The sequence below is a fragment of the Enterobacter sp. BIDMC 26 genome (assembly GCF_000534435.1).
In the GTDB taxonomy this organism is placed as follows: domain Bacteria; phylum Pseudomonadota; class Gammaproteobacteria; order Enterobacterales; family Enterobacteriaceae; genus Enterobacter; species Enterobacter ludwigii.
In genome coordinates this window covers 4,459,806-4,484,521 of the sequence record NZ_KI973182.1, presented here as the reverse complement: position 1 = coordinate 4,484,521, position 24,716 = coordinate 4,459,806, and the positions used below count along the sequence as shown (strand labels likewise).

At 58.7% G+C, this 24,716-nt stretch carries 31 protein-coding genes; 10 read left to right on the top strand and 21 right to left on the bottom strand.

The window, feature by feature from the left end:
- Positions 1-530: 530 nt before the first annotated feature.
- From L462_RS25650 to L462_RS25230, 6 genes are all read right to left on the bottom strand, one after another.
- The gene (locus L462_RS25650; protein WP_255358218.1) at positions 531-755 is read right to left on the bottom strand and encodes a hypothetical protein; all 225 of its coding nucleotides are present in this window, start codon (positions 753-755) and stop codon (positions 531-533) included.
- Positions 752-1,129 (bottom strand): hypothetical protein, encoded by a 378-nt coding sequence (locus L462_RS25645; RefSeq protein ID WP_255358217.1) that lies wholly within the window; start codon positions 1,127-1,129, stop codon positions 752-754. Before L462_RS25645 ends, L462_RS25650 begins: the two co-directional genes overlap by 4 nt.
- Entirely contained in the window at positions 1,110-1,583 is a 474-nt protein-coding gene (locus tag L462_RS25640) for a hypothetical protein (protein ID WP_255358216.1), read from the bottom strand. Before L462_RS25640 ends, L462_RS25645 begins: the two co-directional genes overlap by 20 nt.
- Before the next feature lie 112 nt (positions 1,584-1,695).
- Positions 1,696-1,917, bottom strand: a complete 222-nt coding sequence (locus L462_RS25635; RefSeq protein WP_255358215.1) for a hypothetical protein — start codon at positions 1,915-1,917, stop codon at positions 1,696-1,698.
- A gap of 27 nt (positions 1,918-1,944) precedes the next feature.
- Positions 1,945-2,187, bottom strand: a complete 243-nt coding sequence (locus tag L462_RS25630; RefSeq protein WP_255358214.1) for a DoxX family protein — start codon at positions 2,185-2,187, stop codon at positions 1,945-1,947.
- 484 nt (positions 2,188-2,671) lie between these two features.
- Positions 2,672-3,193 carry a hypothetical protein gene (locus L462_RS25230; RefSeq protein WP_155964455.1) on the bottom strand — a complete coding sequence of 174 codons (522 nt, stop codon included), beginning with the start codon at positions 3,191-3,193 and terminating at the stop codon, positions 2,672-2,674.
- Between the two features lie 142 nt (positions 3,194-3,335).
- Here L462_RS25230 and L462_RS25625 point away from each other — a divergent pair, with 142 nt between their 5' ends.
- The gene (locus L462_RS25625) at positions 3,336-3,491 is read left to right on the top strand and encodes a hypothetical protein (protein WP_255358213.1); all 156 of its coding nucleotides are present in this window, start codon (positions 3,336-3,338) and stop codon (positions 3,489-3,491) included.
- Positions 3,464-3,859 carry a hypothetical protein gene (locus L462_RS02440; protein WP_255358212.1) on the top strand — a complete coding sequence of 132 codons (396 nt, stop codon included), beginning with the start codon at positions 3,464-3,466 and terminating at the stop codon, positions 3,857-3,859. Before L462_RS25625 ends, L462_RS02440 begins: the two co-directional genes overlap by 28 nt.
- Before the next feature lie 2 nt (positions 3,860-3,861).
- Here L462_RS02440 and fliR read toward each other — a convergent pair whose 3' ends face one another.
- From fliR to fliF, 13 genes are all read right to left on the bottom strand, one after another.
- On the bottom strand, positions 3,862-4,641 hold the full coding sequence (fliR, locus tag L462_RS02445; RefSeq protein ID WP_032679459.1) for a flagellar biosynthetic protein FliR: 780 nt from the start codon (positions 4,639-4,641) through the stop codon (positions 3,862-3,864).
- Positions 4,641-4,910 carry a flagellar biosynthesis protein FliQ gene (gene fliQ, locus L462_RS02450; protein ID WP_032679458.1) on the bottom strand — a complete coding sequence of 90 codons (270 nt, stop codon included), beginning with the start codon at positions 4,908-4,910 and terminating at the stop codon, positions 4,641-4,643. Before fliQ ends, fliR begins: the two co-directional genes overlap by 1 nt.
- 9 nt (positions 4,911-4,919) lie before the next feature.
- A complete protein-coding gene (gene fliP / locus L462_RS02455) occupies positions 4,920-5,618 on the bottom strand; it encodes a flagellar type III secretion system pore protein FliP (RefSeq protein WP_050595785.1) in 699 nt (232 codons plus the stop codon).
- A gap of 29 nt (positions 5,619-5,647) precedes the next feature.
- Positions 5,648-6,019: a flagellar biosynthetic protein FliO gene (gene fliO / locus L462_RS02460; protein ID WP_032679456.1), complete on the bottom strand. Its 372-nt coding sequence runs from the start codon at positions 6,017-6,019 to the stop codon at positions 5,648-5,650.
- Positions 6,019-6,402 (bottom strand): flagellar motor switch protein FliN, encoded by a 384-nt coding sequence (gene fliN, locus L462_RS02465; protein WP_032679455.1) that lies wholly within the window; start codon positions 6,400-6,402, stop codon positions 6,019-6,021. Before fliN ends, fliO begins: the two co-directional genes overlap by 1 nt.
- A 7-nt stretch (positions 6,403-6,409) precedes the next feature.
- Entirely contained in the window at positions 6,410-7,402 is a 993-nt protein-coding gene (gene fliM / locus L462_RS02470; RefSeq protein ID WP_032679454.1) for a flagellar motor switch protein FliM, read from the bottom strand.
- A 5-nt stretch (positions 7,403-7,407) separates the two neighbouring features.
- The gene (locus L462_RS02475) at positions 7,408-7,914 is read right to left on the bottom strand and encodes a flagellar basal body-associated FliL family protein (protein ID WP_032679453.1); all 507 of its coding nucleotides are present in this window, start codon (positions 7,912-7,914) and stop codon (positions 7,408-7,410) included.
- Positions 7,915-8,043: 129 nt separating this feature from the next.
- On the bottom strand, positions 8,044-9,111 hold the full coding sequence (locus L462_RS02480) for a flagellar hook-length control protein FliK (protein WP_032679452.1): 1,068 nt from the start codon (positions 9,109-9,111) through the stop codon (positions 8,044-8,046).
- Positions 9,108-9,557 carry a flagellar export protein FliJ gene (gene fliJ / locus L462_RS02485; protein WP_032679451.1) on the bottom strand — a complete coding sequence of 150 codons (450 nt, stop codon included), beginning with the start codon at positions 9,555-9,557 and terminating at the stop codon, positions 9,108-9,110. Before fliJ ends, L462_RS02480 begins: the two co-directional genes overlap by 4 nt.
- Positions 9,558-9,569: 12 nt before the next feature.
- Positions 9,570-10,934, bottom strand: a complete 1,365-nt coding sequence (fliI, locus tag L462_RS02490; protein ID WP_032679450.1) for a flagellar protein export ATPase FliI — start codon at positions 10,932-10,934, stop codon at positions 9,570-9,572.
- Positions 10,931-11,635, bottom strand: coding sequence for a flagellar assembly protein FliH (locus L462_RS02495; RefSeq protein WP_032679449.1), 705 nt, complete (start codon positions 11,633-11,635; stop codon positions 10,931-10,933). The genes fliI and L462_RS02495 overlap by 4 nt, the downstream gene beginning before the upstream one ends.
- Positions 11,622-12,608 (bottom strand): flagellar motor switch protein FliG, encoded by a 987-nt coding sequence (gene fliG, locus L462_RS02500; protein ID WP_032679448.1) that lies wholly within the window; start codon positions 12,606-12,608, stop codon positions 11,622-11,624. The genes L462_RS02495 and fliG overlap by 14 nt, the downstream gene beginning before the upstream one ends.
- Positions 12,608-14,287, bottom strand: a complete 1,680-nt coding sequence (gene fliF / locus L462_RS02505; RefSeq protein WP_032679447.1) for a flagellar basal-body MS-ring/collar protein FliF — start codon at positions 14,285-14,287, stop codon at positions 12,608-12,610. The genes fliG and fliF overlap by 1 nt, the downstream gene beginning before the upstream one ends.
- Before the next feature lie 258 nt (positions 14,288-14,545).
- On the opposite strand from fliF, the gene fliE reads away from it, so the two are divergent.
- From fliE to L462_RS02545, 8 genes are read left to right on the top strand one after another with little or no spacing between them, the layout of a single operon-like run.
- On the top strand, positions 14,546-14,869 hold the full coding sequence (gene fliE, locus L462_RS02510; protein WP_032679446.1) for a flagellar hook-basal body complex protein FliE: 324 nt from the start codon (positions 14,546-14,548) through the stop codon (positions 14,867-14,869).
- 15 nt (positions 14,870-14,884) lie between these two features.
- Positions 14,885-15,739, top strand: coding sequence for a CheR family methyltransferase (locus L462_RS02515; protein WP_032679445.1), 855 nt, complete (start codon positions 14,885-14,887; stop codon positions 15,737-15,739).
- The gene (locus L462_RS02520; RefSeq protein WP_032679443.1) at positions 15,736-16,812 is read left to right on the top strand and encodes a protein-glutamate methylesterase/protein-glutamine glutaminase; all 1,077 of its coding nucleotides are present in this window, start codon (positions 15,736-15,738) and stop codon (positions 16,810-16,812) included. Before L462_RS02515 ends, L462_RS02520 begins: the two co-directional genes overlap by 4 nt.
- Positions 16,802-17,188: a chemotaxis response regulator CheY gene (gene cheY, locus L462_RS02525; RefSeq protein WP_032679442.1), complete on the top strand. Its 387-nt coding sequence runs from the start codon at positions 16,802-16,804 to the stop codon at positions 17,186-17,188. The genes L462_RS02520 and cheY overlap by 11 nt, the downstream gene beginning before the upstream one ends.
- Positions 17,189-17,193: 5 nt before the next feature.
- Positions 17,194-17,832 (top strand): protein phosphatase CheZ, encoded by a 639-nt coding sequence (cheZ, locus tag L462_RS02530; protein WP_032679441.1) that lies wholly within the window; start codon positions 17,194-17,196, stop codon positions 17,830-17,832.
- 18 nt (positions 17,833-17,850) lie between these two features.
- Positions 17,851-18,996, top strand: a complete 1,146-nt coding sequence (flhB, locus tag L462_RS02535; RefSeq protein WP_032679440.1) for a flagellar biosynthesis protein FlhB — start codon at positions 17,851-17,853, stop codon at positions 18,994-18,996.
- The gene (flhA, locus tag L462_RS02540; RefSeq protein ID WP_032679439.1) at positions 18,996-21,092 is read left to right on the top strand and encodes a flagellar biosynthesis protein FlhA; all 2,097 of its coding nucleotides are present in this window, start codon (positions 18,996-18,998) and stop codon (positions 21,090-21,092) included. The genes flhB and flhA overlap by 1 nt, the downstream gene beginning before the upstream one ends.
- A complete protein-coding gene (locus L462_RS02545) occupies positions 21,089-21,496 on the top strand; it encodes a flagellar protein FlhE (RefSeq protein ID WP_050595767.1) in 408 nt (135 codons plus the stop codon). The genes flhA and L462_RS02545 overlap by 4 nt, the downstream gene beginning before the upstream one ends.
- A gap of 24 nt (positions 21,497-21,520) precedes the next feature.
- Here the strand turns inward: L462_RS02545 and L462_RS25620 are convergent, their stop codons facing one another.
- Both L462_RS25620 and L462_RS0123830 read right to left on the bottom strand, forming a co-directional pair.
- Positions 21,521-21,646, bottom strand: a complete 126-nt coding sequence (locus L462_RS25620; protein ID WP_255358211.1) for a hypothetical protein — start codon at positions 21,644-21,646, stop codon at positions 21,521-21,523.
- A 194-nt stretch (positions 21,647-21,840) separates the two neighbouring features.
- On the bottom strand, positions 21,841-24,666 hold the full coding sequence (locus L462_RS0123830; protein ID WP_082209498.1) for an RHS repeat-associated core domain-containing protein: 2,826 nt from the start codon (positions 24,664-24,666) through the stop codon (positions 21,841-21,843).
- Positions 24,667-24,716: the final 50 nt, after the last annotated feature.

Genomic DNA, 24,716 nt, shown 5'->3' with positions numbered 1-24,716 from the left:
TAGAAGGCAGGTAAGGCTCCCTTACAAACGCCTCCAGCAGGAACACCAAGTCGTGCAGTAATCCCGTCAACGCAATGTTCACCTCCTGCGGCAGGATGTTTCCCAATATTGTCTGTGGCAGCGCCTGCGCATAGTGAATCGGTGTAAACGTGTCCTGCCAGCTGTCCGGAATGCTCGACGGTGTGGCGTCATGGGCAATGAGTTGCTGGAGAAATCGTCGCGAGAGATAGAAGAAAGTGTGGACAGAATCGTCATATGAAAGCCCCCGGAGAGATGAGAAATGAATAACAAGGAGCAAACCAGCAGGTCGCTTCGGTACCGCCTTGTATTTTCAGGTTCTCACGCCCGGCTGCGGATATTGCCGCAACGCCGGCACTTTATAGTGGGATAGAAACGAATAACAAGATAAAACACGTATTACAGAGGGTTACTTGTGGGATTGCGAGGCGGCTTCCAGATTTTCGCCCGGCGGCGCTGCGTTTGTGCGGGCCTTCAAAATTGGTAGGTCGGGTAAGCGCAGCGCCACCCGGCTAGCTGCCTGTGCGCTGAAACAGGGTATTCGCGACCGTATAAACCTCTTTAATCAGCACGCTGTTATTCTGCGTTACCGACGGTCCCCCGCTTTGCGCCTGCATCATCGCATCGTCAACCAGCGCCCGGAGTTCTTTAGAAGAACGGGCGCAGCGGCTGGCCAGTTGCACCAGCGCGCCGCTACTGTCGGCAATTTGCAGCGCGGCATCATGCAGGGCGTTCATCGCCTGAACCACACCCGTGGTGCTTTTACATAGCATGGCCAGGAGGTTAGCGTTCGCTTCAGGTACCCGCAGCAGACGCTCGTTTTCCTCAGCAATCGTGCTGGCTGCCCGCGCAATCCCCCCACCTGTTCGCCAATCTCCTGCATCAGCGGCGGCAAATGCGCCCCCTGCTCGGTTTTCAGCTGCGACGGGAGTTCTTCGTTGAGGCGGGAGAGGTGCAGATTCAGGCTGCGCAGAAGAGTCAACGTGGAGACCAGCAGCAAGGCCGCCAGCGGCCACGATTTATGCAGGAGTATGCCCGGGCGTTCGCCCAGTCGGCGGGTGGGAACATCAATGGTCAGCAGCCACGGTGTCTCAGCAATGGGCGTCACCACCAGCGTATGTTCGCCGCTGGCGCTGCGAAAACGGGTATGCCGTAACCCTTCGCCCGGCTGGCATCGTTAAGAGATTTAACCGTCGGCGCACCGGCGGCATCACCGGCGATGCGCCCGGTGTCATCCACCATCCAGGCACGACCGCCAAGACGCTCGCCGATCTCTTTGACCAGTGAATTGAAAATCGTCGGCTTATGCTCACCTCTTCGCCGGGATCGGTATCGCCAGGAGCACTTTTATCCAGCGCAAAGCTTTTCAGGGTGACCACACTTTCGGTCATTGAACGCTGCTGTGCTTCAACCCTGTCGAGTTGCTTACGTAATTGGGTGGCCAGGGCATCAACCTGCGTGCTCAGACGCTGCCCCTCGATGCGAATAAACCAGGGCATGACCCCAGCCTGCACCAGAATCACCAGGGTAATAAAAATAACGACTAAAATAACGATAAAAACCATGACAACAGCCCTGTTCTTTTAATGGCAGCACAACGCGACCTCTACAGGGCTATTTTATTATGCAGGCGTCAGTAAATATGCTCTTCAAGCCGTTGATAACCGCACACTTGTGTTACTCCTCCACAAAAACAATTTTGCACACATTCTGCCAGCGTTTCACCAGCCAGCCGTCAAGACTACAAAGCGTGCCGCCCCAGGTCAGGGGAAACAGACAGAGCACGATATACAGCGTCTCGGGCAGATAAAAGAGCCAGCTCAACCAGGCAATCAAATTAAGCCCGTGCGGAATGGTATAAATACCAATAGTTGCCAGCGCCACGGTGCTGATAATCATCAGTACCAGCGCGCTAACGCGGCTGAATTACCCGAGCGTCAACAGCAGCCCCATGCTGCATTCCAGAAAAGCGACGACGACCGCCATCACGTCCGGGAAAGGGATCCCCGCGTCTTGCAGGGTATCCACCATCAGCAGCTGGTTTTCCGTTACGAATAATTTATTAAACCCGGCGGTACAGAAAAATATCCCGACGACCAGACGACAGATAAATACGGGAAACATGGCGGGCAAATCGGACGTTTGCATAAAATGCTTAACAGATACCATCGGTCATCCTTGTAAAGAAAATAAATACTGTGTAATAAATTCAATATCCTGTCTTTGCTCAGTATAAATTTGCTGACTTCATTCGCAACCGCCACGGCCTCATTCCCGCCACAATTAATAAATTTATACAGATTAAAAATTATTAATTTGAAGTAATAACAGCGTCTCATTATCAACGCTACGGATGCCCATTTCCACCACCATAACTGTAAATGCTTGGTTTTAATATAATTAAACTAAAATCCCTCAAAACATTACGCTTTACAGGGTTAATAAGATCCCGATTAATAACATTAATCCTGTTAAGGCTGTTATTACGTAGTGGTTGCAAAAATATGACGCAAGACATAAAAAGCATGTCGCTCTGGCCTTCGGCTAGCAATACCGTGCATTCATTACTATTAATTACACTAGCCAGAAGCGATGTCCATTACACCAGAAGAATCAAATATCTATGCCAAACCCTATCGCGATTGGAACGTCACTAACGCTGGATGAGCAGACCCGAGAACTTACCCGGACGGATAAGCAAGAGACCGTTACCCTCCCCCAGAGCGCGTGCCTGTGTCTCACCGCACTGGCCGAGGCGCAGGGCGAGGTGCTGTCCCAGGAACAGCTGATGTAGATCGGCTGGCGCAGTGCATGAGTGGAAGTGACCGACAACAGCGTCCGGGTGATGATCACCAAGCTGCGTCGCGCGTTCGCCCAGTTGGATCTGCAGGAAGACATCACCCTTATCGCCGTAACGCGCAGCGGCTATCGTCTGCTCGTGCGGGAAGCCAGCAGCGAACTGCCGCCGCCTGCGCAGACCGCCCATCTGCCCGCGCAGGATGAACCGGCAGTGCCTGACGTGCCGCCGGTGGCTGCGCACGCCCCTGAGCGGGATCGTCGATTTTAGCCCGCTGCCGGTCCACTTTGCGCGCTGGAATGGCCCCTGCGTGCCGCCCGGTACCCAGGTGATGGTGCAGTAGGACAAACAGACGCAACGCGCCCTGATCGAGTCCACGCTCCAAACCTATACCAGTCACGTGCTGGACCGCCGCCCCATCGAAAAACTGGCTGCCGCGCTGTACGTCACCACCGACTCTGAAAAATGAGCCAGTTCCAGGGGCTTATTGCCTTCCAACAACCCTTTAAGGATTCAGGGAATGACCGCGAATCGTTCTATTTTCGCCTTTATTAAATCCCCGCTCACCCTGCTGTTTATGGGTTGGATGGTCGCCGGGCTGGGCGGTATGGCGCTGAACGGATTTCAGACCTCAAAATACGCCTCGCAGTGTATCCCCCCACCTCCTACTACGTGATTAAGGACGACTACAACGCAACGCTGGCGCGCGGCATTTATCGCTCCTGTCGCGACGGTCTGTTCAGCGGGCATACCACCTATATCGGCAGTATCAGCCATTTTAAAGACGGCAAACGCGACGGACTGCCGAAAGCGGTGAACCGTGAAGTGCGTTACGATGTTGAACTGTCGGGTAAACGGCTCCATCTGACCGCTACCAGCCAGCACCGCAAGCTTGGCGACCAGACCGCGGATCAAGACGTGACTGATTATATTTTCCCGCAAATCAAACCGGGTGAAGTGGCCACCAGCACCGTCTACCTGCTGGACGGAAAAGTGCTCGCCTCCGGTACGGAAACCGTCGCCCGCATCGCCTGCATGAACTGAGGTTACACCAGCGCCTGAATCAGCCCCGCAAGCAGGTCAAACCCGGTGGCCATCAGGCGCTCAAAGAAGGGTGCCAGCGTTTCGGCAATCAGGAACAGTGCCAGCATGCCGAAGGTCAGCGTCAGCGGGAAGCCAATCACGAAAATGGAGAGCTGCGGCGTCAGGCGATTTAATAGCCCGAGGATAAAGTTGATGCACAGCAGCAGGGCAATAATCGGCAGCCCCAGCATCAGCCCCTGGCTGAAGATAATCCCCGCATGGGTGACCAGGTACATAAACCCGCCCGCATGCAGCGGCGTGGCGTCAACCGGCAGCGTCTGGAAGGTCTCCGCCAGCACGGCCAGCAGCCAGAGATGGCCGTTAAAAGCGAGGAACAGCAGCGTCACCAACAGGTTGAGAAAACGCGAGATCACCGGGCTGTTCCCGGCGCCGGGGTCAAAGAAGGTGGCAAACGACAGCCCCATCTGCATGCCGATGATCTCACCGGCCATACGCACGGCGGCAAACAGCAGCTGCAGCGTCAGCCCCATCGCCGCGCCGATAATCACCTGCTTCGCCAGCACCCAGACCCCTTCCCAGGAGTACAGGCCCACCTGCGCGTCGGGCTGCGTGCCGCCGATCAGGATCGCCGTCAGCAGCGCCAGACACGCGCGCAGCCGGGCACTTATCGCCTTTTCGCCAAAAACCGGCGCAACGTGCAGCAGCGCGGCAATGCGCACCATAATAAAAAAGTAGTGGCTGACCAGCCCGTAGAGCTGGTCGAGGGGAAGTCCGAAGGCCATCAGCCGATCACGTAGGGAACGCTGGCGAACACCGCGCGGGTGTATTCGATAAAGATTTTCATCATCCACGGGCCAAGCGCCACCGCAACGCAGACAATCATCAGGATTTTCGGGATAAAGGTCATGGTCATTTCGTTGACCTGGGTGGCAGCCTGCAAAATACTGATGATCAGACCGATGACCAGTGCGGCCAGCAGCATCGGGGCTGACACCATCAGCCCTACCTTGATCGCCTGCATACCAATCACCATTACGCTTTCCGGGGTCATGGGTCTCTCCTAACTGTAAAAGCTTTGCGCCAGCGAGCCCACCAGCAGCTGCCAGCCATCGACCAGCACGAACAGCATCAGCTTGAACGGCAGCGCAATGGTGGTCGGCGGAACCATCATCATCCCCAGCGCCATCAGAATGCTGGCGACCACCAGATCGATAATCAGGAACGGAATAAAGATGGTAAAGCCAATCTGGAACGCGGTTTTCAGCTCGCTGGTGATAAACGCTGGCACCAGAATGCTAAGCGGCACCTCTTCCGGCGTGGCGATATCCGGCGTCTTCGCGATACGGGCAAACATCGCCAGATCGCTTTCGCGCGTCTGGTCGAGCATGAACGCACGCAGCGGTTTTACCCCTTCCGTCAGCGCCACCTCCATGGTGATTTTGTTTTCCTGCAGCGGCTGCCAGGCTTTTTCGTAGATCTGGCTGAACACCGGAGACATAACGAAAATGGTCAAAAACAGCGACAGCCCCACCAGCACCTGGTTTGGCGGCGCGGTAGGTGTGCCCAGCGCGTTACGCATCAGCCCCAGCACAATGACGATGCGGGTAAACCCGGTCATCATCAGCAGCACGGCAGGGATAAAGGTAAAGCCGCTCAACAGCAGCAGGGTTTGTACCGGCAGCGTCCAGCCGCCCTCCCCGGAAGGCTGGGCGAGGGTGATGTCACCGTTGGCCGCCAGCGCACCGGCGGCGGGCAACATCAGGCCGAGCGCCAACAGCAGATGACGGTTCACTGCTCACCTCCCGGACGGTATTTCTGGCGCAGCTTTTCCAGCATCAGCGGGAACGTCGCCGCGGGCGTGCTGGCCTGCGGCGCGTTTTCCGGGCGCGCCTGCGTGGCAAGGCAGGTCACCTGCGAGGCGGTCACGCCCAGCACCAGGCGCTGCTCGCCCACGTCCACGAGCACCAGGCGCTCGCGCGGCCCCAGCGACTGGGTCGCCACCAGGGTCATCGTGCCCTGAGCGTCATTCAGCCGACGCGCCAGGCCGCTGCGGCGGGCGGCCCAGGCCAGCACCAGCAGCAGCAGGACGACCAGCGCCAGCGCTCCGGTGACCGTCATCAGCACCGGGCCGCTGGCCGGGAGGGAGTTCGTGGCGTTCATTAGCGGCTCAGACGATGCATGCGCTCGGACGGTGTAATAATGTCCGTAATGCGAATGCCGAATTTATCGGAGACCACAACCACTTCGCCCTGTGCAATCAGATACCCGTTGATCAGAATATCCAGCGGTTCCCCCGCCAGCCCGTCCAAAGAGACCACCGCCCCCTGGCTTAAGCGCAGCAGCTCTTTGATGGTCATCTTGGTGCGCCCCAGCTCCACGGTCATTTTTACCGGGATGTCGAGGATCAGGTTCAGCTCGTCAGAGAAGGGTTGTGCAGCCATGGTGTCGGTAATTCCCGCCGCGTGCTGTTCGGTCATTGCTTCACCCCAAAGATTATCGATGGACTGATCGTCAGAACCCGATGAGGTGTTGATATCGCTCATGGGGAAATTACTCCTTGTTTAATGAAAGTAATGAAGGCTGAATCATCTGCTCGACCTTCAGGGCATATTGATTGTTCACCGCTCCGTAGCGGGCCGTGAACACCGGCACACCGCCTATGCTGGCTTCGATAAACTCCTGCTTATCCAGGGCGATCACATCGCCCTTTTTCATCTGCATGACGCTGGAAAGCCGGGTGCCGATATCGGCGAAGCGCGCCGTCAGCTCCAGCTCCGTTTCCCGCATCTGGCTTGCCAGCAGGCCGCGCCAGTGGGAGTCCTCGTGCCGGGAGTTGTCCATCGGCGGGTTACTCAACAGCTCGCGCAGCGGCTCGATGGTGCTGAAGGGAATACAGATATTGAACTCCCCGCGGTGCGAACCGATCTCCACCGAAAACGGCGTGGTGACCACCACATCGTTCGGCGACGAGGTGATGTTGGTGAACTTCACCTGGATTTCAGAGCGGATGTACTCCGTTTTGATTTTATAGATCGAACTCCAGGCGAATTCGTACGCCTCGCGCGCCATCGACAGCATGCGGTGGATCACGCGTTGCTCGGTCGGCGTGAACTCGCGGCCGTCGGCCTTGGTTGGGAAACGACCGTCGCCGCCGAACAGGTTATCCACGGCCATAAATACCAGCCCCGGCGAGAACGCCATCAGCGAGGTACCGCGCAGCGGGTTAAGGTGCAGCAGGTTCAGGTTTGTCGGTACCGGCAGGTTGCGCGCAAACTCGTGATACGGCTGGATCTTAATGTTCCCCGCCGTAATGTCCGGGCTACGGCGCAGCAGGTTAAACAGCCCCATACGGAACTGACGGGCAAAGCGTTCGTTAATGATTTCCAGCGAATGCAGACGCTCGCGAATGACCCGGCGCTGGGTATGCGGATCGTAGGGTTTTATCCCTGCATCGGGCCGGGTGCTATGCAGATCGCTGCTGCTGTCCGCATCCGCGTTGAGCAACCGGTCGATCTCATCCTGAGATAAAAAGCTGTCAGCCATAATAATTACCGCAGAATAAATTCGTTAATAAGAACGTCAGTGACGCGAATGGACTGGTTAAATGCCAACGGTTTAGCCAGTTCGTCCTGAATATTATTCATCAGGCGACGCTTGCCCTCATCCGTCGATAACTCTTCGTAGGTTTGATGGGTTAACAACATAAATATGCGGCTGCGGTATTCCGGCAAATATTTTTCCAGCACCGTCAGCGACTGCTGCTCAGCCACCCGAATCGACAGGCCCAGATACAGCACCCGATCCGATTCATTCGCCGTGGGTTTCAGACTCACGGTGAAGGTATTCATCGAGGCATACAGCGGCTCAACCTGTACCGGTTCGGGGGGCACGCTGGTGCCCTCTTCCGCAACGGCGGCGGCCGGTTTCGCGAATTTCATTTCCCAGAACAGGTAGCCGGAAACACCGCACGCCGCAACGGCAGTCAAAAACATGAACGTAATCAGAAACGAGCGAGACCCTCCGCCGCTGGCGACCTTTTTATTTTTATTACTCATTGAACGTATACCTGATAAATAAGCGAGGGCAGTTAATTACCCTCGGGTCAATATGGCGGACATTGTAGTCCATATCATCATCCTGATAATCAGGCGATAAAATTTCACTCCTGAAGCTAATTCAACGTTTCAGGCAAAGGTATTAATGCCGTATATATTTCCGGGGGTGGTGGTTAATAAAGTCGGCACGATCTCCTCTTCAACCGATTGCTCTTCCCCTTCCTGCGCGGCGTGCTCGTCACCCGATGCATGCTGGCCCTGTTCACCGGCGGCAAACTGCTGCTCTTCCGCGCTCACGTTGGCCTGGCCGAGCTGAATACCCGATTCCGCCATCGCGGCACGCAGCTGCGGCATGGCCTGCTCCATGACGTGGCGGATATGCGCATGTTCGCTGACAATATGGATCTGCGCCTGATCCTGCTGCATGCGCAGGGAGATCTGCAGCGACCCCAGATCTTCCGGATGCAGGCGGATCTCCGCGCTGTGCAGCCCGTTACGGCTAAAGAGGGCGATATGCTGGCTGACCGACTGCTTCCACTCCGGCGCTTCCGGCGGATGGTTAATGGTGGCCACCTGCTGTGGGGCATGGGTAACGTAGGTACGCACGGCGGCAGGCAGCGCCACTGCGCTCACCGTGGAGGTCGCAGACATCTCTGCCGTGACCATCGCCTCACCGCTCACCGCTGCGGGCTGCGCCATCAGCGGTGCGGCGTTTGCCGCAGGCGCGTTATCGGCGGCGGCCATCAGGGAAGATACCGCTTTGCCCTCCTGCGCAGAGGTTTTGCCGCTCACTATGCCATTTGCAGGCTGAACCGGCTCTGCCCCGGTGACGCTGCGGGTCACCAGCTGCTGCAGCTGCCACTGCGGGCTCTCTTCACCTTCGCCGTCGGCCAGAGAAACCCCTTTCAGGGCCTCTCCCAGCCCCGGCGTCGCCGTCAGCAGCAGACCGTCTGCCACTGTTTCCTGTACCTCTACGGTGAGCTGTTCCGCCAGTAACTCCGAGGGCAAGCCAGCCCCCGCCAGTGCGGCCTCCGGCAGCGCTGCCAGCGCCTGGGGGTCAAGCCCCGGGAAAAGCTGCGCCAGTTCCGCCAGCTTGTCGTCCAGCGCCAGGCTGAAGCCGTCGTCTGCGAGCAACCCGGCCTTCGGTTTGCCCTGCGCTCCGCCGCCCAGTAACAGGGCGGCCATATCAATGTTCATAGCCTTTCTCTCTTTTGTCCGGCGCGCTGAGCAAATTCATCCATCAGCTTTTGTTCATGTCGGCTCTGAACCAACGCCTGCGCCGTCGCCCGGCGTTCAATCAAGCTTTCAAACGCGTTCAGGCGCTGCTTGTTCTGCACCCAGTTCTGTTTGACCTTATCCACCGCCTTTTCGCAGGCGTTAACGTGGCCTTCCTGCTGCTTCACCACCTGCTTTAGCGACAAAATAAAGGACTGGTGATTCACCAGATCCGCCACCGACATGCCGCCGCCCATCATCCCCTGACGCAGGGACTGCTGGTACTCCTGCTCGTAGTGCTGCAGCTGTTCGTGCTGGATCATCGCCTGCTGAAGCTGTTGCTGCGCCCCACCCAGCGCGCGGGTGGTTTCCGTCAACGTCTCCTGCGCCATATCGCGCAGCAGCGTCATGGGGTTTTTCACGTTCATTGCGCCTCCGGGTTAGTCCTTGATGTCCGGGAAGAGCCCAGACAGGGCGCGAACGGCGTCGTCATAGCCGCTGCGCTCGTGGATCGCCTGGTGGAGGAACGCCTCCAGCGACGGGTAGTTATCGATGGCCTGATCCAGCATCGCGTCGCTGCCTTTGACGTACGCGCCCACGCTGACCAGATCGCGGTTGCGCTGATACGCGGAGAGCAGCTGTTTAAAACGCTGCACCTTGCGGTACTGGGCATGCGGGATAAGCTCAGTCATGGCGCGGCTGATCGAGGCTTCAATATCGATGGCCGGATAGTGCCCCGCCTCGGCCAGACGACGCGACAGCACGATATGGCCGTCGAGGATCGCACGCGCGGAGTCGGCAATCGGATCCTGCTGATCGTCCCCTTCGGTGAGTACGGTATAAAACGCGGTGATCGAGCCGCCCCCTTTCACGCCGTTACCGGTGCGCTCAACCAGCGCGGGCAGACGGGCAAAGACCGACGGCGGATAGCCTTTGGTCGCGGGCGGTTCGCCAATCGCCAGCGCCATTTCACGCTGCGCCATGGCGTAACGCGTCAGGGAGTCCATGATCAGCAGCACGTTGAGGCCGCGCTCGCGAAAATCTTCCGCGATGCGCGTCGCGTAAACGGCCCCCTGCATACGCAAAATCGGCGACACGTCAGCCGGGGCGGCAACCACCACCGCACGCGCCAGCCCCTGCTCGCCGAGGATATTCTCGATAAAATCTTTCACCTCGCGGCCACGCTCGCCAATCAGCCCCACCACGATGACGTCTGCCGTTGTGAAGCGGGCCATCATGCCGAGCAGCACGCTTTTGCCGACGCCGGAACCGGCGAACAGCCCCATACGCTGCCCGCGCCCTACCGTCAGCAGGCCGTTGATGGCGCGCACGCCGACGTCGAGCACGTTTTTGATCGGATCGCGATGCAGCGGATTAAGCGTCGGAGTAAAGAGTCCCGCTGCCGGTTTCCCCGGCGCGGGGCGGCCATCCAGCGGACGGCCCTGCGCGTCCAGCACGCGGCCCAGCAGGTGCGGGCCCACGGGCAGCTGTTTCCCGGCGTGATTGTCTGTTTGCAGGGCGTAGATGCGTGCCCCCGGCAGGATGCCGTCGACGTGCTCCAGCGGCATCAGGAACAGCGACTGGCCGTTAAAGCCCACCACTTCGCTCTCAACCGGGATAATCCCCTGCTCCGTCTGGCGCTCAACGATGCACAGCGCACCGATCGGCAGCTTCAGTCCCACGGCCTCCATCACCAGACCGGTGGCGCGCGTCAGCTTGCCGTACTGGCGAAAATCGGGCACCTGAGTGATTTTCTCTTCCACCCGGTCAAGGACCGATAGCCACGTTTTTAACTGCTGGCTCATTGCGAGAGCTCCTCGCGCGCCAGATGGCAGAGCGCCTGCCAGCGGGTTTCCATGCTGGCGTCCACCTCCACATCCGGGGAGACCACCCGGCAGCCGCCAGCGGCCAGGCCGGCGTCGCGGTGCAGCTCCCAGCCCGCTGCGGCAAGCGTTTCACCTAACGCCGCCTGCACGGCGTCAAACGCCTCCGGGCTGACATACAGCTGGATGGTGCCATGCAGCAGCGCGTCCTGCTGCATCAGGCTGCGGATCTGCGTCACCAGCGCATGGTTATCTGCGATGCGGGAGGAGCCGTAGAGCTGCTGCACCGCCGTCAGGGACAGCTGCACCAGACGCGCGGGGATAAGCCCTTCGAGGTTTTCCAGCGCCAGCTTAAAGTTGCTGACCCACTGCCCGGCCTCGCGCAGCAAGGCCTGTTGCTCAGCGCGCGCCTGCTCAACGCCCTGGGCAAACCCGGCGTCGCGGCCCTCTTTCAGCCCCGCCTCATAGCCCTGCTTGCGCCCCTCTTCCTGGCCCTCTCGCTGCCCCTGGGCAAACCCCTGCTGTTCAGCCTGCTTGCGCAGACGCGCCAGCTCGGCTTTCAGCTGTGCCTCAGACTGGGTGTTATCCAGCGTCGGCAGCGGAGTGTCCAGCGGTTCGTCCAGCAGGTTTTCAGGCTTCCAGGCGCGCCACCCGGTGGCGTTGTGTTCATCAAACGTAGGCATCGTCGCTGCCTCCAATCAGGATCTCGCCGGACTCGGCCAGGCGACGCACCACGTTGAGGATGGTCTTCTGCTCGGCTTCGACCTGCGACAGACGCACCGGACCACGGGAGGCCAGATCGTCGGTCATCAGCTCGGCCTGACGGCGCGACATGTTGCGGAAGAACTTCATGCGCAGCGGCTCGTCGGCCCCTTTCAGCGCAACGATCAGCGTATCGCTCTCGATCTCCTGCAACAGGCGCTGGATGCTGCGATCTTCCACATCCACCAGGTTTTCGAACAGGAACATCTCGTCGATGATTTTCTGCGCCAGCTCGCCGTCGAACTCGCGCACCGCCTCGATGGCCGCCTCTTCCTGCTGGGATTTCATCAGGTTGAGGATCTCGGCCGCCGGACGGACGCCGCCCATCTTGCTGCGCTTGAGGTTCTGACCGTGCAGCAGGTTGTTGAGCACTTCTGTCAGCTCCTGCAGCGCGGCAGGCTGTACGCCGCCGAAGGTGGCGATACGCAGCATGATGTCGTTACGCTCGCGATCGTCGAATTTGCCCAGCACGTCCGCCGCCTGGTTACGTTTAAGGTGAACCAGGATGGTGGCGATGATCTGCGGATGCTCTTCGCGAATCAGATCGAAGACCGACTGCGGTTCCATAAAGTTGAGCGTTTCGATGCCGTTGGTGCCCTGATGGGTATCTAGCAGATCCTCCATCAGCGACGAGGCGCGCTCTTCGCCCAGCGCCTTGACCAGCACGCTGCGAAGATAATCGTTGGTATTGAGGCTGAACGCGGCATATTCACTGGAGTCTTTCTTAAACTCCTCCAGCACCGTGGCCATCTGGTCGTGTGTAAAGCCCGCCATGTTGACCATTGAGGCACTGATCTGCTTCACCTCGTGGGCGTTGAAGTGCTTGAACACCTCCGCAGCCAGGACATCTCCCAGCGTCAGCATGACGATGGCGCTTTTTTCTGAGGCATTCATTATTTCGGCTCCTTACTCATCCAGTGGCGGATCACTAGGGCGATAACGCGCGGCTCCTGCTCTGCCAGTTCACGCAGCTGTTGACCATTGAGTTCCGTATCCACACGCTGCTGGGCACGGTCGCGGTTGCTTTTCTCCGCTGCGCGTTTTTTCGCGGCAAGCTCTTCTTCGCGCGCCTCTTTTTCCATCTCCAGGCGACGGATCGTGGTCTCCTGATGGCGGATCCAGGCCGGCTGCACCAGCTTGCGCCACATGATCCAGGCAATAATGGCGATGACCAGGTAACGGGCGATGGCCATTAGCAGGGCGTAAAAACGATCCTGCTCCCAGAACGGCGGCACCGGCGCTTCCACCACGCCGTTGAACGTGGAGTTAAGAATATTGACGCTGTCGCCGCGCGCGGCGTTGTAGCCGATGGCCTCTTTGACCAGGGCGTTAATGCGGGCCAGCTCAGACTCACTAATCGGCCCCGGCTTGCCCTCTTCCCCCTGCGGCAGATGGTTAATCACTACCGCGACCGACAGGCGCTGGATACGCCCGGCATTGGATTTGGTGTGGGTCAGGGTGCGGTCCACCTCGAAGTTGGTGGTTTCATCACTGCGGTTGTAATACGGCTGCGCAGGCTCACGGCTGGCGCTGCTGCCGGTGGTGTTCTCTTTTTTGTCATCCGCCGGAGTGTTCAGCGGCTGGGTGATGGGCGCGGTGGCCGGTGCCGGTGGCATGTTGCTCAGCGCGCCCGGCACGCCGCTGGCGCCACGGCGGTTCCCCTGCTCTGCCAGGCTGGCCTGACGGCTGCGGATCGCCATTTTTTCAGGATCGCTGTTAGGCTGATAATGCTCCAGCGTCTGCTCCTGCTCGGTGAAATCCATCAGCGCGGTGACCTGGGCGCGGATATTTTCATCCCCCACCAACGGGGCCAGAATGCGCTGGATACGCTGCTGGTAATCGCTTTCGATCTCATTGGTGTACTTCAGGTGGGCGGTCTGCAAACCGCGCAGGCCGCTCTGGGTAAGCAGGTTTCCGCGCTGGTCGACAATGGTCACGTTCTCTGCCGAAAGGCCGGTCACCGCGCTGGAGATAAGATGCGTAATAGCCACCACCTGGCTGTCGTCCAGGGTACGCCCCTGCAGCAGGTTGACGGTGACTGACGCGGTTGGTTTTTTCTGCTCGCGGACAAACATCGACGGTTTCGGCGTGGCCAGATGCACGCGGGCGCTCTGGATCGGGCCGAGATTTTCAATGGTGCGCGCCAGCTCGCCTTCCAGGGCGCGCTGGTAGTTCACCTGCTCGGTGAACTGGCTCACGCCAAATTTCTCCTGATCGAGCAGTTCAAAGCCCACTGACCCGCCTTTCGGCAACCCCTGCTGGGCCAGCTTCATGCGTACCTCATGCACCTGCGAGCCAGGCACCATGATCACGCCACCCGGCGTGTCGATACGGTAAGGCACATTGAGTTGTGACAGCTGGGCGACAATCGCGCCCCCCTCTTCATCACTGATATTACTGAACAGCACCCGATAATCCGGCTCCTTTGCCCAGAACATTAGCGCGATGATGACGGAAAGCGCTGCGGCGCCGCAAATCACCAGCAAAAGCTTCGGGCTGCCGCGAAGTGAGGACAGCATCGATTTAATTCGCTCTGCCGGATTGTTGGTTAACTCATTTAGTGTGGCACTCATGCCGTATTCCTGTATGAAATAGCACGCATCCGCGATGCGCGTCAGCTCACGAAATTCGCGAGAGTGATGTCGACGATTTCAAAAATATTAGAATTTTTCAGGCGGGCATTATCATCTGAAAGGCATTTTTTTTAAGGATAAATAAGCTAAAAGTTCTGTCGGCTTATTGGATTTTCTGAGGTTTTTAAACGCGTGTTAAGCTGTCGGCGTTTAAAAGATGTGCAATAGGCTTTTATCCCATTCATCAGGAATTGAAAAATGTCAGCGACATTAATGCGTGGCGTACTCGATCAAATTCAAACCAAGGCGCAGCAGGCCAGCGGACCGTCTAATCAGCGGCACACCTCGCGCGGTGACGTCCCCTCCTTTTCAGACGTTTTATTTAACAGCATTAACGAAATAAATAAAACCCAGGTTGAGGCAAAGAGCAAAACACAGCAATGGATGTCTGGAGGTCACGATATTGCCCTGAATGACGTGATGCTGGCGATGCAGAAATCTTCTATTTCATTCAGCTTTGGTATCCAGGCGCGAAATAAAATGATCGGCGCGTATCAGGAAATAATGAATACTCCGGTTTAAGGTCTTCCTCCTTCTATGAGTAAAATTAACACCACGCCTGCACGCTTATCCCTGAATACGCTTTCTCTGACTGACAGCGAATTACAGCGTGTCGGGAAATTAATCTATAAGCGCGCCGGCATTGTCGTCAACGCGCAAAAGCGAGAGATGATTTTTAATCGTCTCTCCCGTCGCTTGCGCACGTTGGGGCTGGCCTCGTTCAGCGAGTATATCGGCCTTCTTGAGTCGCACTCTGAGCATCCGGAATGGCAGAACTTTATCAACGCGCTGACCACCAACCTGACTTCCTTTTTCCGCGAGGCGTATCACTTCCCGATCCTCGCGGAACATGCGCGCCAGCGCGCTAACGGCTACCGCGTCTGGTGTACTGCCGCCTCAACGGGGGAAGAGCCCTGCTCTATCGCCATGACGCTCAACGAGCAGTTGGGCGCGTCGGTGGCCGGACCGCGCATCTGGGCGTCGGATATCGATACCGATGTGCTGGCTAAGGCCGAAGCGGGTGTCTACCGGCTGAGCGATCTGGACGCGCTGACGCTGGCGCAAAAGCGTCACTATTTTCTGCGCGGGGCGGGCGACAACAGCGAGTGGGTGAAAGCCCGGCGGGAATTGCTGTCGGCCATTCACTACCAGCAGCTTAATTTACTCGATGAAAAGTGGTCCGTTCCCGGGCCGTTCGACGCTATTTTCTGCCGTAACGTGATGATTTATTTCGACGCGCCGACGCAGCAGCGTCTGTTGCAGCGCTTTGCGCGTCTGCTTAAGCCGGGTGGCCTGCTGTTTGTCGGCCATTCGGAACATTTTAACCACGTACATATTCCGCTGCGCCTGCGGGGGCAGTCGGTGTATGAACTGACGGAGGCCACACGGTGAAGGCGATTCGTGTGCTGGCGGTCGATGATTCCGCCCTGATGCGTAACATGCTCAGCGCGGTGGTCAATCAGCAGCCTGATATGGAAATGGTCGGCACGGCGCCGGACGCGTTTATCGCGCGCGAGCTGATTAAACAGCTCAACCCGGACGTGCTGACGCTGGACATCGACATGCCACGGATGGACGGGCTGGAGTTTCTCTCCCGCCTGATGCGCCTGCGCCCGATGCCGGTGGTGATGATCTCCTCCCTGACCACCCGCGGCTCGAAAGCCACCATGACCGCATTGGAGCACGGCGCGGTCGATTTTCTGCCCAAGCCGGAGCATCGCGGCGCAGAGAATATCGACAGCTGGAGCCAGCTGGTAGTGGAGAAGATCCGCGTCGCTGCCCGCGCAAAGCTGGCCCAGCATAGCCCCGACGCCAGACCGATCCTCGCCGGTATTCCCATGCGCCAGCAAAGCATCATAGCCATCGGCGCGTCTACGGGCGGCACGGAGGCGCTGCGCCGGGTGCTGATGCCGCTGCCGACCAGCACGCCGGGGATCGTGATCGCCCAGCACATGCCTGCCGGTTTCACCCACTCTTTCGCCCAGCGACTCGACTCGCTGTGCCAGATTGCCGTGCGTGAAGCGCAGGATGGCGAGCCGGTGCGCCCGGGAACCGCCCTGATTGCCCCGGGCGATCGCCACATGGAGATCCTCTGCCAGGACAACGGCTACCGGATCAGGCTCAGCGATGCCCCGCCGGTGAACCGCCATCGCCCGTCGGTGGATGTGCTGTTTGACTCCGTGGCGCGTCAGGCCAGCAAACACGCCACCGCCGCCCTGCTGACCGGCATGGGCGCGGACGGCGCGCGCGGTCTGCTGCACCTGCGCCAGACCGGTGCCTTTACCCTCGCGCAGAGCGAAGCCACCTGCGTGGTGTTCGGCATGCCGCGTGAGGCGATTGCGCTGGGCGCGGCGAAAAAGGTCGTCGATCTCGACGATATCAGCCAGTGCTTACTGGACAGTTTTCATAAACATAAATTACCCAAAACCGACTCACGTTCAGGAGATATCCACCATGTCGGATAAAAATTTGCGTTTTCTGGTGGTGGACGACTTTGCCACCATGCGACGCATCGTACGAAACCTGCTGCAGGATTTGGGCTACAAGCACATTGACGAGGCCGAAGACGGTCAGGACGCGCTCAACAAGCTGCGCGCCAGCGACTTCGATTTCGTCGTCAGCGACTGGAACATGCCGAATATCGACGGTCTGGAATTGCTGAAAACCATCCGCAGCGATGCGGCGATGTCAAAGCTGCCGGTCCTGATGGTGACCGCAGAAGCGAAGAAAGAGAACATCATTGCTGCCGCTCAGGCGGGGGCCAATGGTTACATCGTTAAGCCGTTTACCGCTGCCACGCTGGAAGAAAAGCTCGGCAAAATCTTTGAAAAACTCGGGTAACCCTTATGAACTCCCCGTTAAACATGCAGGCGGATAACGCCAAAGAGATTTTTGTTCGCATCGGACAGCTGACCCGTCTGCTGCGCGACAGCATGGCTAACCTCGGTCTGGAACAGGCGATTATGGAAGTCGCGGACGCCTTTCCGAACACCCGCGACCGCCTGAACTACGTGATCGGCAAGACCTCGCAGGCCGCCGATCGCGCGCTGACCAGCGTGGAGGTGGCACGCCCGCTGCAGGAAGGGCTGAGCGATAACGCCAGCGCACTGAGCGCGCGCTGGGACGCCTGGTTTGAAAACCCGCAGCCGCTGGAGGATGCCCGCGAGCTGGTCAAAGCGACCCGCGCCTTCCTGCACGACGTGCCGGAGAAGACCCAGCAGACCAACCGCCAGCTGACTGAAATCATGATGGCGCAGGATTTCCAGGATCTCACCGGTCAGGTGCTGCAAAGCCTGATGCACGTGATTGAGACCGTCGAGAAAGAGCTTATCAGCGTGCTGGTGGAAAACATGAACGAACGCGACGCCAGCGCCGCCGCCGGTGATGCGCATCTGAAGAACGGTCCGCAGATCGATACCTGCGCCGAAGGCATTGTGGCGTCTCAGGAGCAGGTGGACGATCTGCTGGAGTCACTCGGCTTCTAATCCCGCCGGGCGAATGTCATGTCAGAACAAAACGACAGCGAAAAAACAGAAGACCCCACACTCCACCGAAAGCAAAAAGCGCGCGAAGAGGGACAGGTTCCCCGATCGCGCGAGCTGACGAGCGTCCTGATGCTGCTGGCAGGCTGGGGGTTACTGCTGGTAGCGGGCGGCTGGCTGGCAAAACAGCTGCAGCATCTGCTGCATAACGGATTAACGTTTGACCGGCTGTTAGTCAGCGATCCGCAGCAGATGCTGCATCACGCCGGAGCGCTGCTGGGTATCGCCTTTCTGGCCCTGCTGCCGTTCGTGGGCGGGCTGTTTTTGACCGCCGTCGCCACGCCATCGCTGATTGGCGGCCTGAATATGAGCGCCAAAGCCCTCAAATTTAACGTCAAAAAGCTCAATCCGATCAGCGGCATCAAACGCCTGTTTTCCGGGCAGATGGTGTCGGAGATGGTGAAGAGCATTCTGAAGGTGATGCTGGCGGGCATCGGCGGCGGGCTGTTTTTGTGGTTCAACAAAGGGAAATTTATCAGCCTGATGTATGAACCGCTGCGCCTGGCGCTGGGGGATATCAGCGCCCTGCTGATGGGCTGCATGCTGGTCATTATTTTATCGCTGATCCCGATGGTGGCGTTCGACGTGGTTTACCAGCTCTGGAGCAACTTCAAGAAGCTGCGCATGAGCCTGAAGGAAATCAAAGACGAATTCAAAAATCAGGAAGGCGACCCGCTGATTAAAAGCAAGATTCGCCAGTTGCAGCGTCAGATGGCGCAGCAGCGAATGATGAGCGACGTCCCCACCGCTGACGTGGTGGTGAATAACCCGACCCACTATTCGGTCGCCCTGAAGTACCAGGAAGGTGCCATGGGCGCGCCGATGGTGGTTGCCAGCGGTAGCGGGCTGATTGCCCTGCGCATCCGTGAACTGGCCGAAGAGAACCGGGTCCCTATGCTTGAGGCGCCGCCGCTGGCGCGCGCCCTGTATCGCCATTGTGACCCCGGCACACCGGTTCCCGCCGAGCTGTATAGCGCGGTAGCGGAGGTGCTGGCCTGGGTTTATGGCCTTAAGCGCTGGCGTAAGGGCTATGGCTTACATCCGCTGACACCTAAAGATCTTCCCGTTCCGGCGGGGATGGATTTTGCACAAGAGAGTAGAGAGTGATGGCCAATATCGCCACCAAATTACGATTACCCAACATGAAGGAAACCCAGTGGCAGGTGCTGGCCGGGCCGGTGCTGATCATGACCATCCTCGCGATGATGATCCTGCCGCTGCCGACCTTTGTGCTGGACCTGCTGTTTACCTTCAATATCGTGCTGTCGATCATGATCCTGCTGGTCGCCATGTTTACCCAGAACACGCTGGAGTTTTCGGCGTTCCCGACGGTGCTGCTGTTCTCCACCCTGCTGCGTCTGGCGCTGAACGTCGCCTCAACGCGCGTGATCCTGATGAACGGCCATACCGGCTCGGAAGCGGCGGGCCAGGTGGTTGAAGCCTTCGGCCACTTCCTGGTGGGCGGTAATTTCGCCATCGGTATCATCGTGTTCATCATCCTGATCATCATTAACTTTATGGTGATCACCAAGGGTGCGGGACGAATTGCGGAAGTGGGCGCGCGCTTTTCTCTCGACGGGATGCCGGGCAAGCAGATGGCGATTGACGCCGATCTCAATGCCGGACTGATCGGTGAGGAAGAGGCCAAACGCCGCCGTAAAGAGGTCACACAGGAGGCGGACTTCTACGGCTCGATGGACGGTGCGAGTAAGTTTGTGCGTGGCGATGCCATCGCCGGGCTGCTGATTATGGCGATCAACATTATTGGTGGCCTGGTGATTGGCGTGATGCAGCACGACATGTCCGTGGGCGTGGCCGGTGAAACCTATACCCTACTGACCATCGGTGATGGTCTGGTGGCGCAGATCCCGGGTCTGGTGATCTCCACCGCGGCCGGTGTGGTCGTGACCCGCGTTGCCAACGACCAGGATGTGGGCGAGCAGATGGTGGGCCAGCTGTTTACCTCTCCGCGCGTGATTGTGCTGGCGGCGGGCGTGATTGGCCTGCTGGGGCTGATCCCCGGCATGCCGAACTTCGTCTTCCTGCTGTTTACCGCCACGCTGCTGGGTGTCGCCTGGTGGCTGCGCGGGCGCGAAGGTGAAGCGAAAAAAACGGGTGGAGCGCAGGCTGACGCCTCCGACGCGACGGAAGCCGAGATGGCGCAGGTACACGAAGCCACCTGGTCTGATGTACAGATGGAAGATACCCTGGGTCTGGAAGTGGGTTATCGCTTGATCCCGATGGTGGATCACGAGCAGCAGGGCCAGTTGCTGACCCGCGTGCGCGGCATCCGCAAGAAGTTTGCCCAGCAGATGGGCTTCCTCCCCCCTGCCGTGCATATTCGTGACAACCTGGATCTGGCACCAACGCACTACCGCATCCTGCTCAAAGGGGTCACCCTTGGTTCAGGGGAAGTGCAGCCGGATCGCTGGATGGCGATCAACCCCGGCTGCGCCGAGGGCGAAGTTCCCGGCACGCCGTGTACCGAGCCCACCTTTGGTCTGCCTGCCCTGTGGATCGATGAAGTCCACCGCGAACTGGCGCAGACGCTCGGCTACACCGTGGTTGACCCGAGTTCGGTGGTGGCAACACACCTCAACCATCTGATCACCACCCATACTGAGGAGCTGTTTGGTCGTCAGGAAGCGCAGCAGCTGCTCGACCAGATCACCAAACATTCACCGAAACTGGTGGAAGATTTGATCCCGGCGGTCATCAGCCTGACCACGCTGCATAAGGTGCTGCAGAATCTGCTTGCCGAGCGCGTGCCGATCCGTGATATGCGCACCATCATCGATACGCTGGCGGAGTTTGCCACCGCCCAGAGCGATGCCGATGAGCTGACCACCCGCGTGCGGGCGCGTCTCTCCCGGGCGATCACCCAGCAGTGGTTCCCGGGTGAGGACGATATTCAACTGATTGGGCTGGATCTCTCCCTGGAACAGCTGCTTGTCCAGGCGACCCAGAGCGGCAGCGCGATTGAGCCGGGCATTGCCGAAAACCTGATGAAGCAGACCGAACAGGCGCTGCAGCACCAGGAAGGCCTGGGAGCGCCGCCGGTGCTGCTGGTGAACCCGGCCCTGCGTCTGATGCTGTCGCGCTATCTGCGCCGCATCTTCCCGCAGCTGGCGGTGCTCTCCAGCCAGGAGATCAATACCCAGCGCAACGTGCGGATGACGTATCTGATTGGGGGCAAAGGATGATGAGAGCAGGACTTGCGCTGCTTCTGGTTTCGCCGCTGGCGATGGCGGCGGACGGTTCATGGAGCGCTAGCAGCTTCGGCGGCACGATGACCCGGGGACAGGTGGTACTGAAAAGCAAACCGGTGCAAAGCCCCTCTCCCCTGCCCGCTGGCGCCGCAGCTTCTCGCGTACACTGGAAGATTCAGACGAACGGCCTGACCCCCGCCGGGTTTCGCATTCGTCTGTGCAGCGCCACCCGCTGCCTGACGCTGCCCGGCTTTACCGGGGTGCTGCCCCTGCCTGCCGGGATGCCGGCTGGCGGGCCGTTTCGTTTTGAGTATTATTCCTTGGCGGGAGGTCGCCTCGACACACCGCTGACCGTGCTTAAGAATCAGGTCACGGTGAGTTACCGAAACCGGGGTTAAGCCCGTGGATGACCGGCAAACAGGTCATCCACGCGATATAACCCAGAAATCGACGCGCAGGCTGACACTCCCCACCACCGGCGACTCAACATGCTCATTCTTCGCATAGCTCGCATCCAGCCAGACCTCGGTTGACGGAGTCACTTTCACGCTGATACCCGCAGCTTCAGTGGCGCAGGAAGTACCGGGGCATCCACGTTGAAGGTTTACCAGGCCTGCAATTACGCGACCTTACCCGTACGAATCCCCGTCCTTCCGGACGGGGTGACAATAACAGATGTTCAGTGACCGCCAGAGCGATCGCTTTTAATGTATTGAAGATACATAAAATTACTGGCAGGTTCTCAAATATAAACTCGACTATCCTTTCCAATTATTGACGGCGCTGTTTTTCTCTTTATACCCGGCCACATATTTATGAAGTTAGTCTTAACATGCTCCGCTTCACTTTCAAGAACGTCCTTATCCTCCTCAATTCTTGACGTTCCAAAATCAATAAAATTAAAATCTCGACTATCGCCATCAAATAAAATATTTCCATAATGAAGATCGCCATGGTAAATTCCTTTGCCATGCAAGTCGTTTAACTTCTCCATTAATCTATCCGCGTCATTTTGAGTAAAAGAGCTCACCCCTATTTCTGCAATCGGAATGCCTGGTATTTTTTTCATTTTAATCATGGCATTGGAAACGATGCTTGCTGAGCCGTCTCCATGCACCTTATTAAAAATATCCACTTCTCTTTCTTTTTGCTCTAATTCAGTTATGGCATTGTGAAATTCTTTTATAACGAATCCATTTTTCATATCATATACAACTGCATCCCCTCCTCGCCCCAGCTCAACTCTCTCATTAGCTAATTTTTTTTCATTATCTTCCATCTGCTGTATATGATTACCAGCTTCGCTCACAACAAATGACCAAAGTATATCAAATCGTTTTTTCTTTATAGATGAATGTTCTGACTCCATAAATTCGCGTATCTGATTTTTGAATGAACCAAAATCACCTTTTGAATTAAATGATAACTGAGCAAGCTTCAAACCAGCTTCTTCAACAAACTTTTGTTTTTTATCAGAAAGATTTTTATGAGGAGCTAATCCTTTTGGGTCAAATAAAGTCCCTGGATTATTGCGGCACATCCGGAACAGGTTCAGGCCGTCCACCGTCCCCGCCGGGTCTGCGGAGAGCCACCGCCCCGACCACGGCTGGTAGTACCGGTATCCGTAGTAGTACAGCCCCGTCGCGTCGCGCTCCTTGCCCGAGTAGCGCACCGTTTTGTAGTCCGCTTCCAGCTGACTGCGCGCCGTCAGGATGGCGGTGCCGCCGAACGGGTAGTACTCCTCCGTGCTGATAATATTCCCGTCGCCGTCCAGCTCCAGCCCGCTGCTTCCCGTCAGGTTATCGTGGCTGTAGCGCACCTGGTCGTTGCTGATGCCGTCCGGCCTGCCCGACGTCCAGTGCAGCACCCGCACCTGCGCACGTCCCGCCTCGCCCGCCGTCATCACCTGCAGGCTTTCCGTTTCCGCGCCGCCTGCCGTTGTGGTCCGCAGCTCCAGTCCCGGCAGGTACACCACCCGCTGCGTCTGCGTGCTGCTGTTCGTCTTCTGCACGCTGACCTTCAGCACGCGCTGGCTGCCCGCATCATACCGATAGCTTTCACAGTCTGCGGTGTCGCCGTCACGCACCACCGGCGTCACTTTCAGCAGCTCGTTACGCGCGGTCCAGACCAGCGCCTGCCCCGGCTGCAGCTGCGTCTGCTGTCCGCCCGCCGTGAACAGGCCGTCCACCTCTGCGGGGCTTTCCGTCAGGGTGCTCAGCACGCCCCGGTTGCTCCGGTTGCTTATGGTGATTTTCGTGGTGTAGGTGTTGTTTGTCGCAGGGGCGCTGTGACGAATCTGCGTCAGGTTGTCTCCCGCGTCGTAGGCGTAGGTACGGGTGTAGTTCGTGTACGCGGAGCTGTCTGCCGGAAGGGGAACCGTGGCTGACGGCAGGTGACTGCCCTGACCGGCGTTCGCCATCTCGCGCCCGGTGGCACTCACCAGCCGGTACAGGCTGTCGTAGGTATACGTGCTCTCCGGCACCACTTTCTGGTTGCGCCAGAAGCGGGTCTCTTCCGCATCGTTTCTGATGCCAAGAACATTACCCACCGGGTCATATTCATAGCGCAGGTCCTGCAGCACCTTCGTACCCGCAGCATGTCCGGCGGGGCGTTCCGTTTTAATCCCGGTCAGCCGCTGCGTCTGCGGCTCGTAGGTATACGTGGTCACCACGCCGTTGCCGTGCACTTCGCGCAGCTTCTGCCCGGCGGCCGAGTACGCCAGGGAGCTAACGATAACCCGCTCCGTGCCGCCCTTCACCGTCAGCCAGCTGCCCGACACCCGGCCCGCCACGTCATACGCCACGCGCTGGCGGTTCCCCTTCGCATCGGTGGTGGCCAGTACCGCCCCGGCGGCGTCCGCGGTGGTCAGGGTGGTGTATGCCTCGTCAGCCAGCAGGCCGTTCCAGGCGGATACCTCTGTCCCCTGCCAGTCAGCCACGGCGTCCGGGCTGTCCGCCTCCTTCAGCAGGCGGCGGGTCACCGACAGCGGTACCCCGGTCAGAGCCACACTGTCAGTCTGCGTCAGGCCGGCCGTGTCGTGGTGGCTGACGCACACGCCGGCCAGGTTCAGGCCCTGCTCCGCCTGCGTACTGCCGGCGTACACGAAGCGCTCCGTGACGCGGGCGGGTTCACCGGCCGCCTGCTCCGTGATGCTCACCGGGCGCCCGGGCAGCGACGCGTCCTCGTACTGCCAGGTGCGGGTCACGGCCCGGCTTATGTCCTCCGTACCATCACGGGTAATGCGGATGTTGCTGACCGCGATAAGGGGCCGGCCGGTGGCGTCGTTCAGCGTCACGGTGGTGCCGTTATCCACGCCCTGCGTGCGCAGGACGGCGCCGGAGAGGGCGTGACGGTACGTGAAGTTCGCCAGTCCGGCCGCGTGCAGGCGCGGGTCGGCGCTGCGGGTGAGGAAGCCGCGGGGGTCATGGTGATGGCGGGTGACGCGCAGGTCACAGACGTCCGGGGTATCCGGATGGCGGAGGAAGGCGACGGTGCGCACGGCGAGGCCGCGGCTGTCGGTCACCGTCAGGGTCGGGGTGTGCTGAAAACAGTCAGGACTGAAGCTCATGATAAATATTCCGGGGGTGATAAAAATGAAAAAAGACGCCCGATGAACGG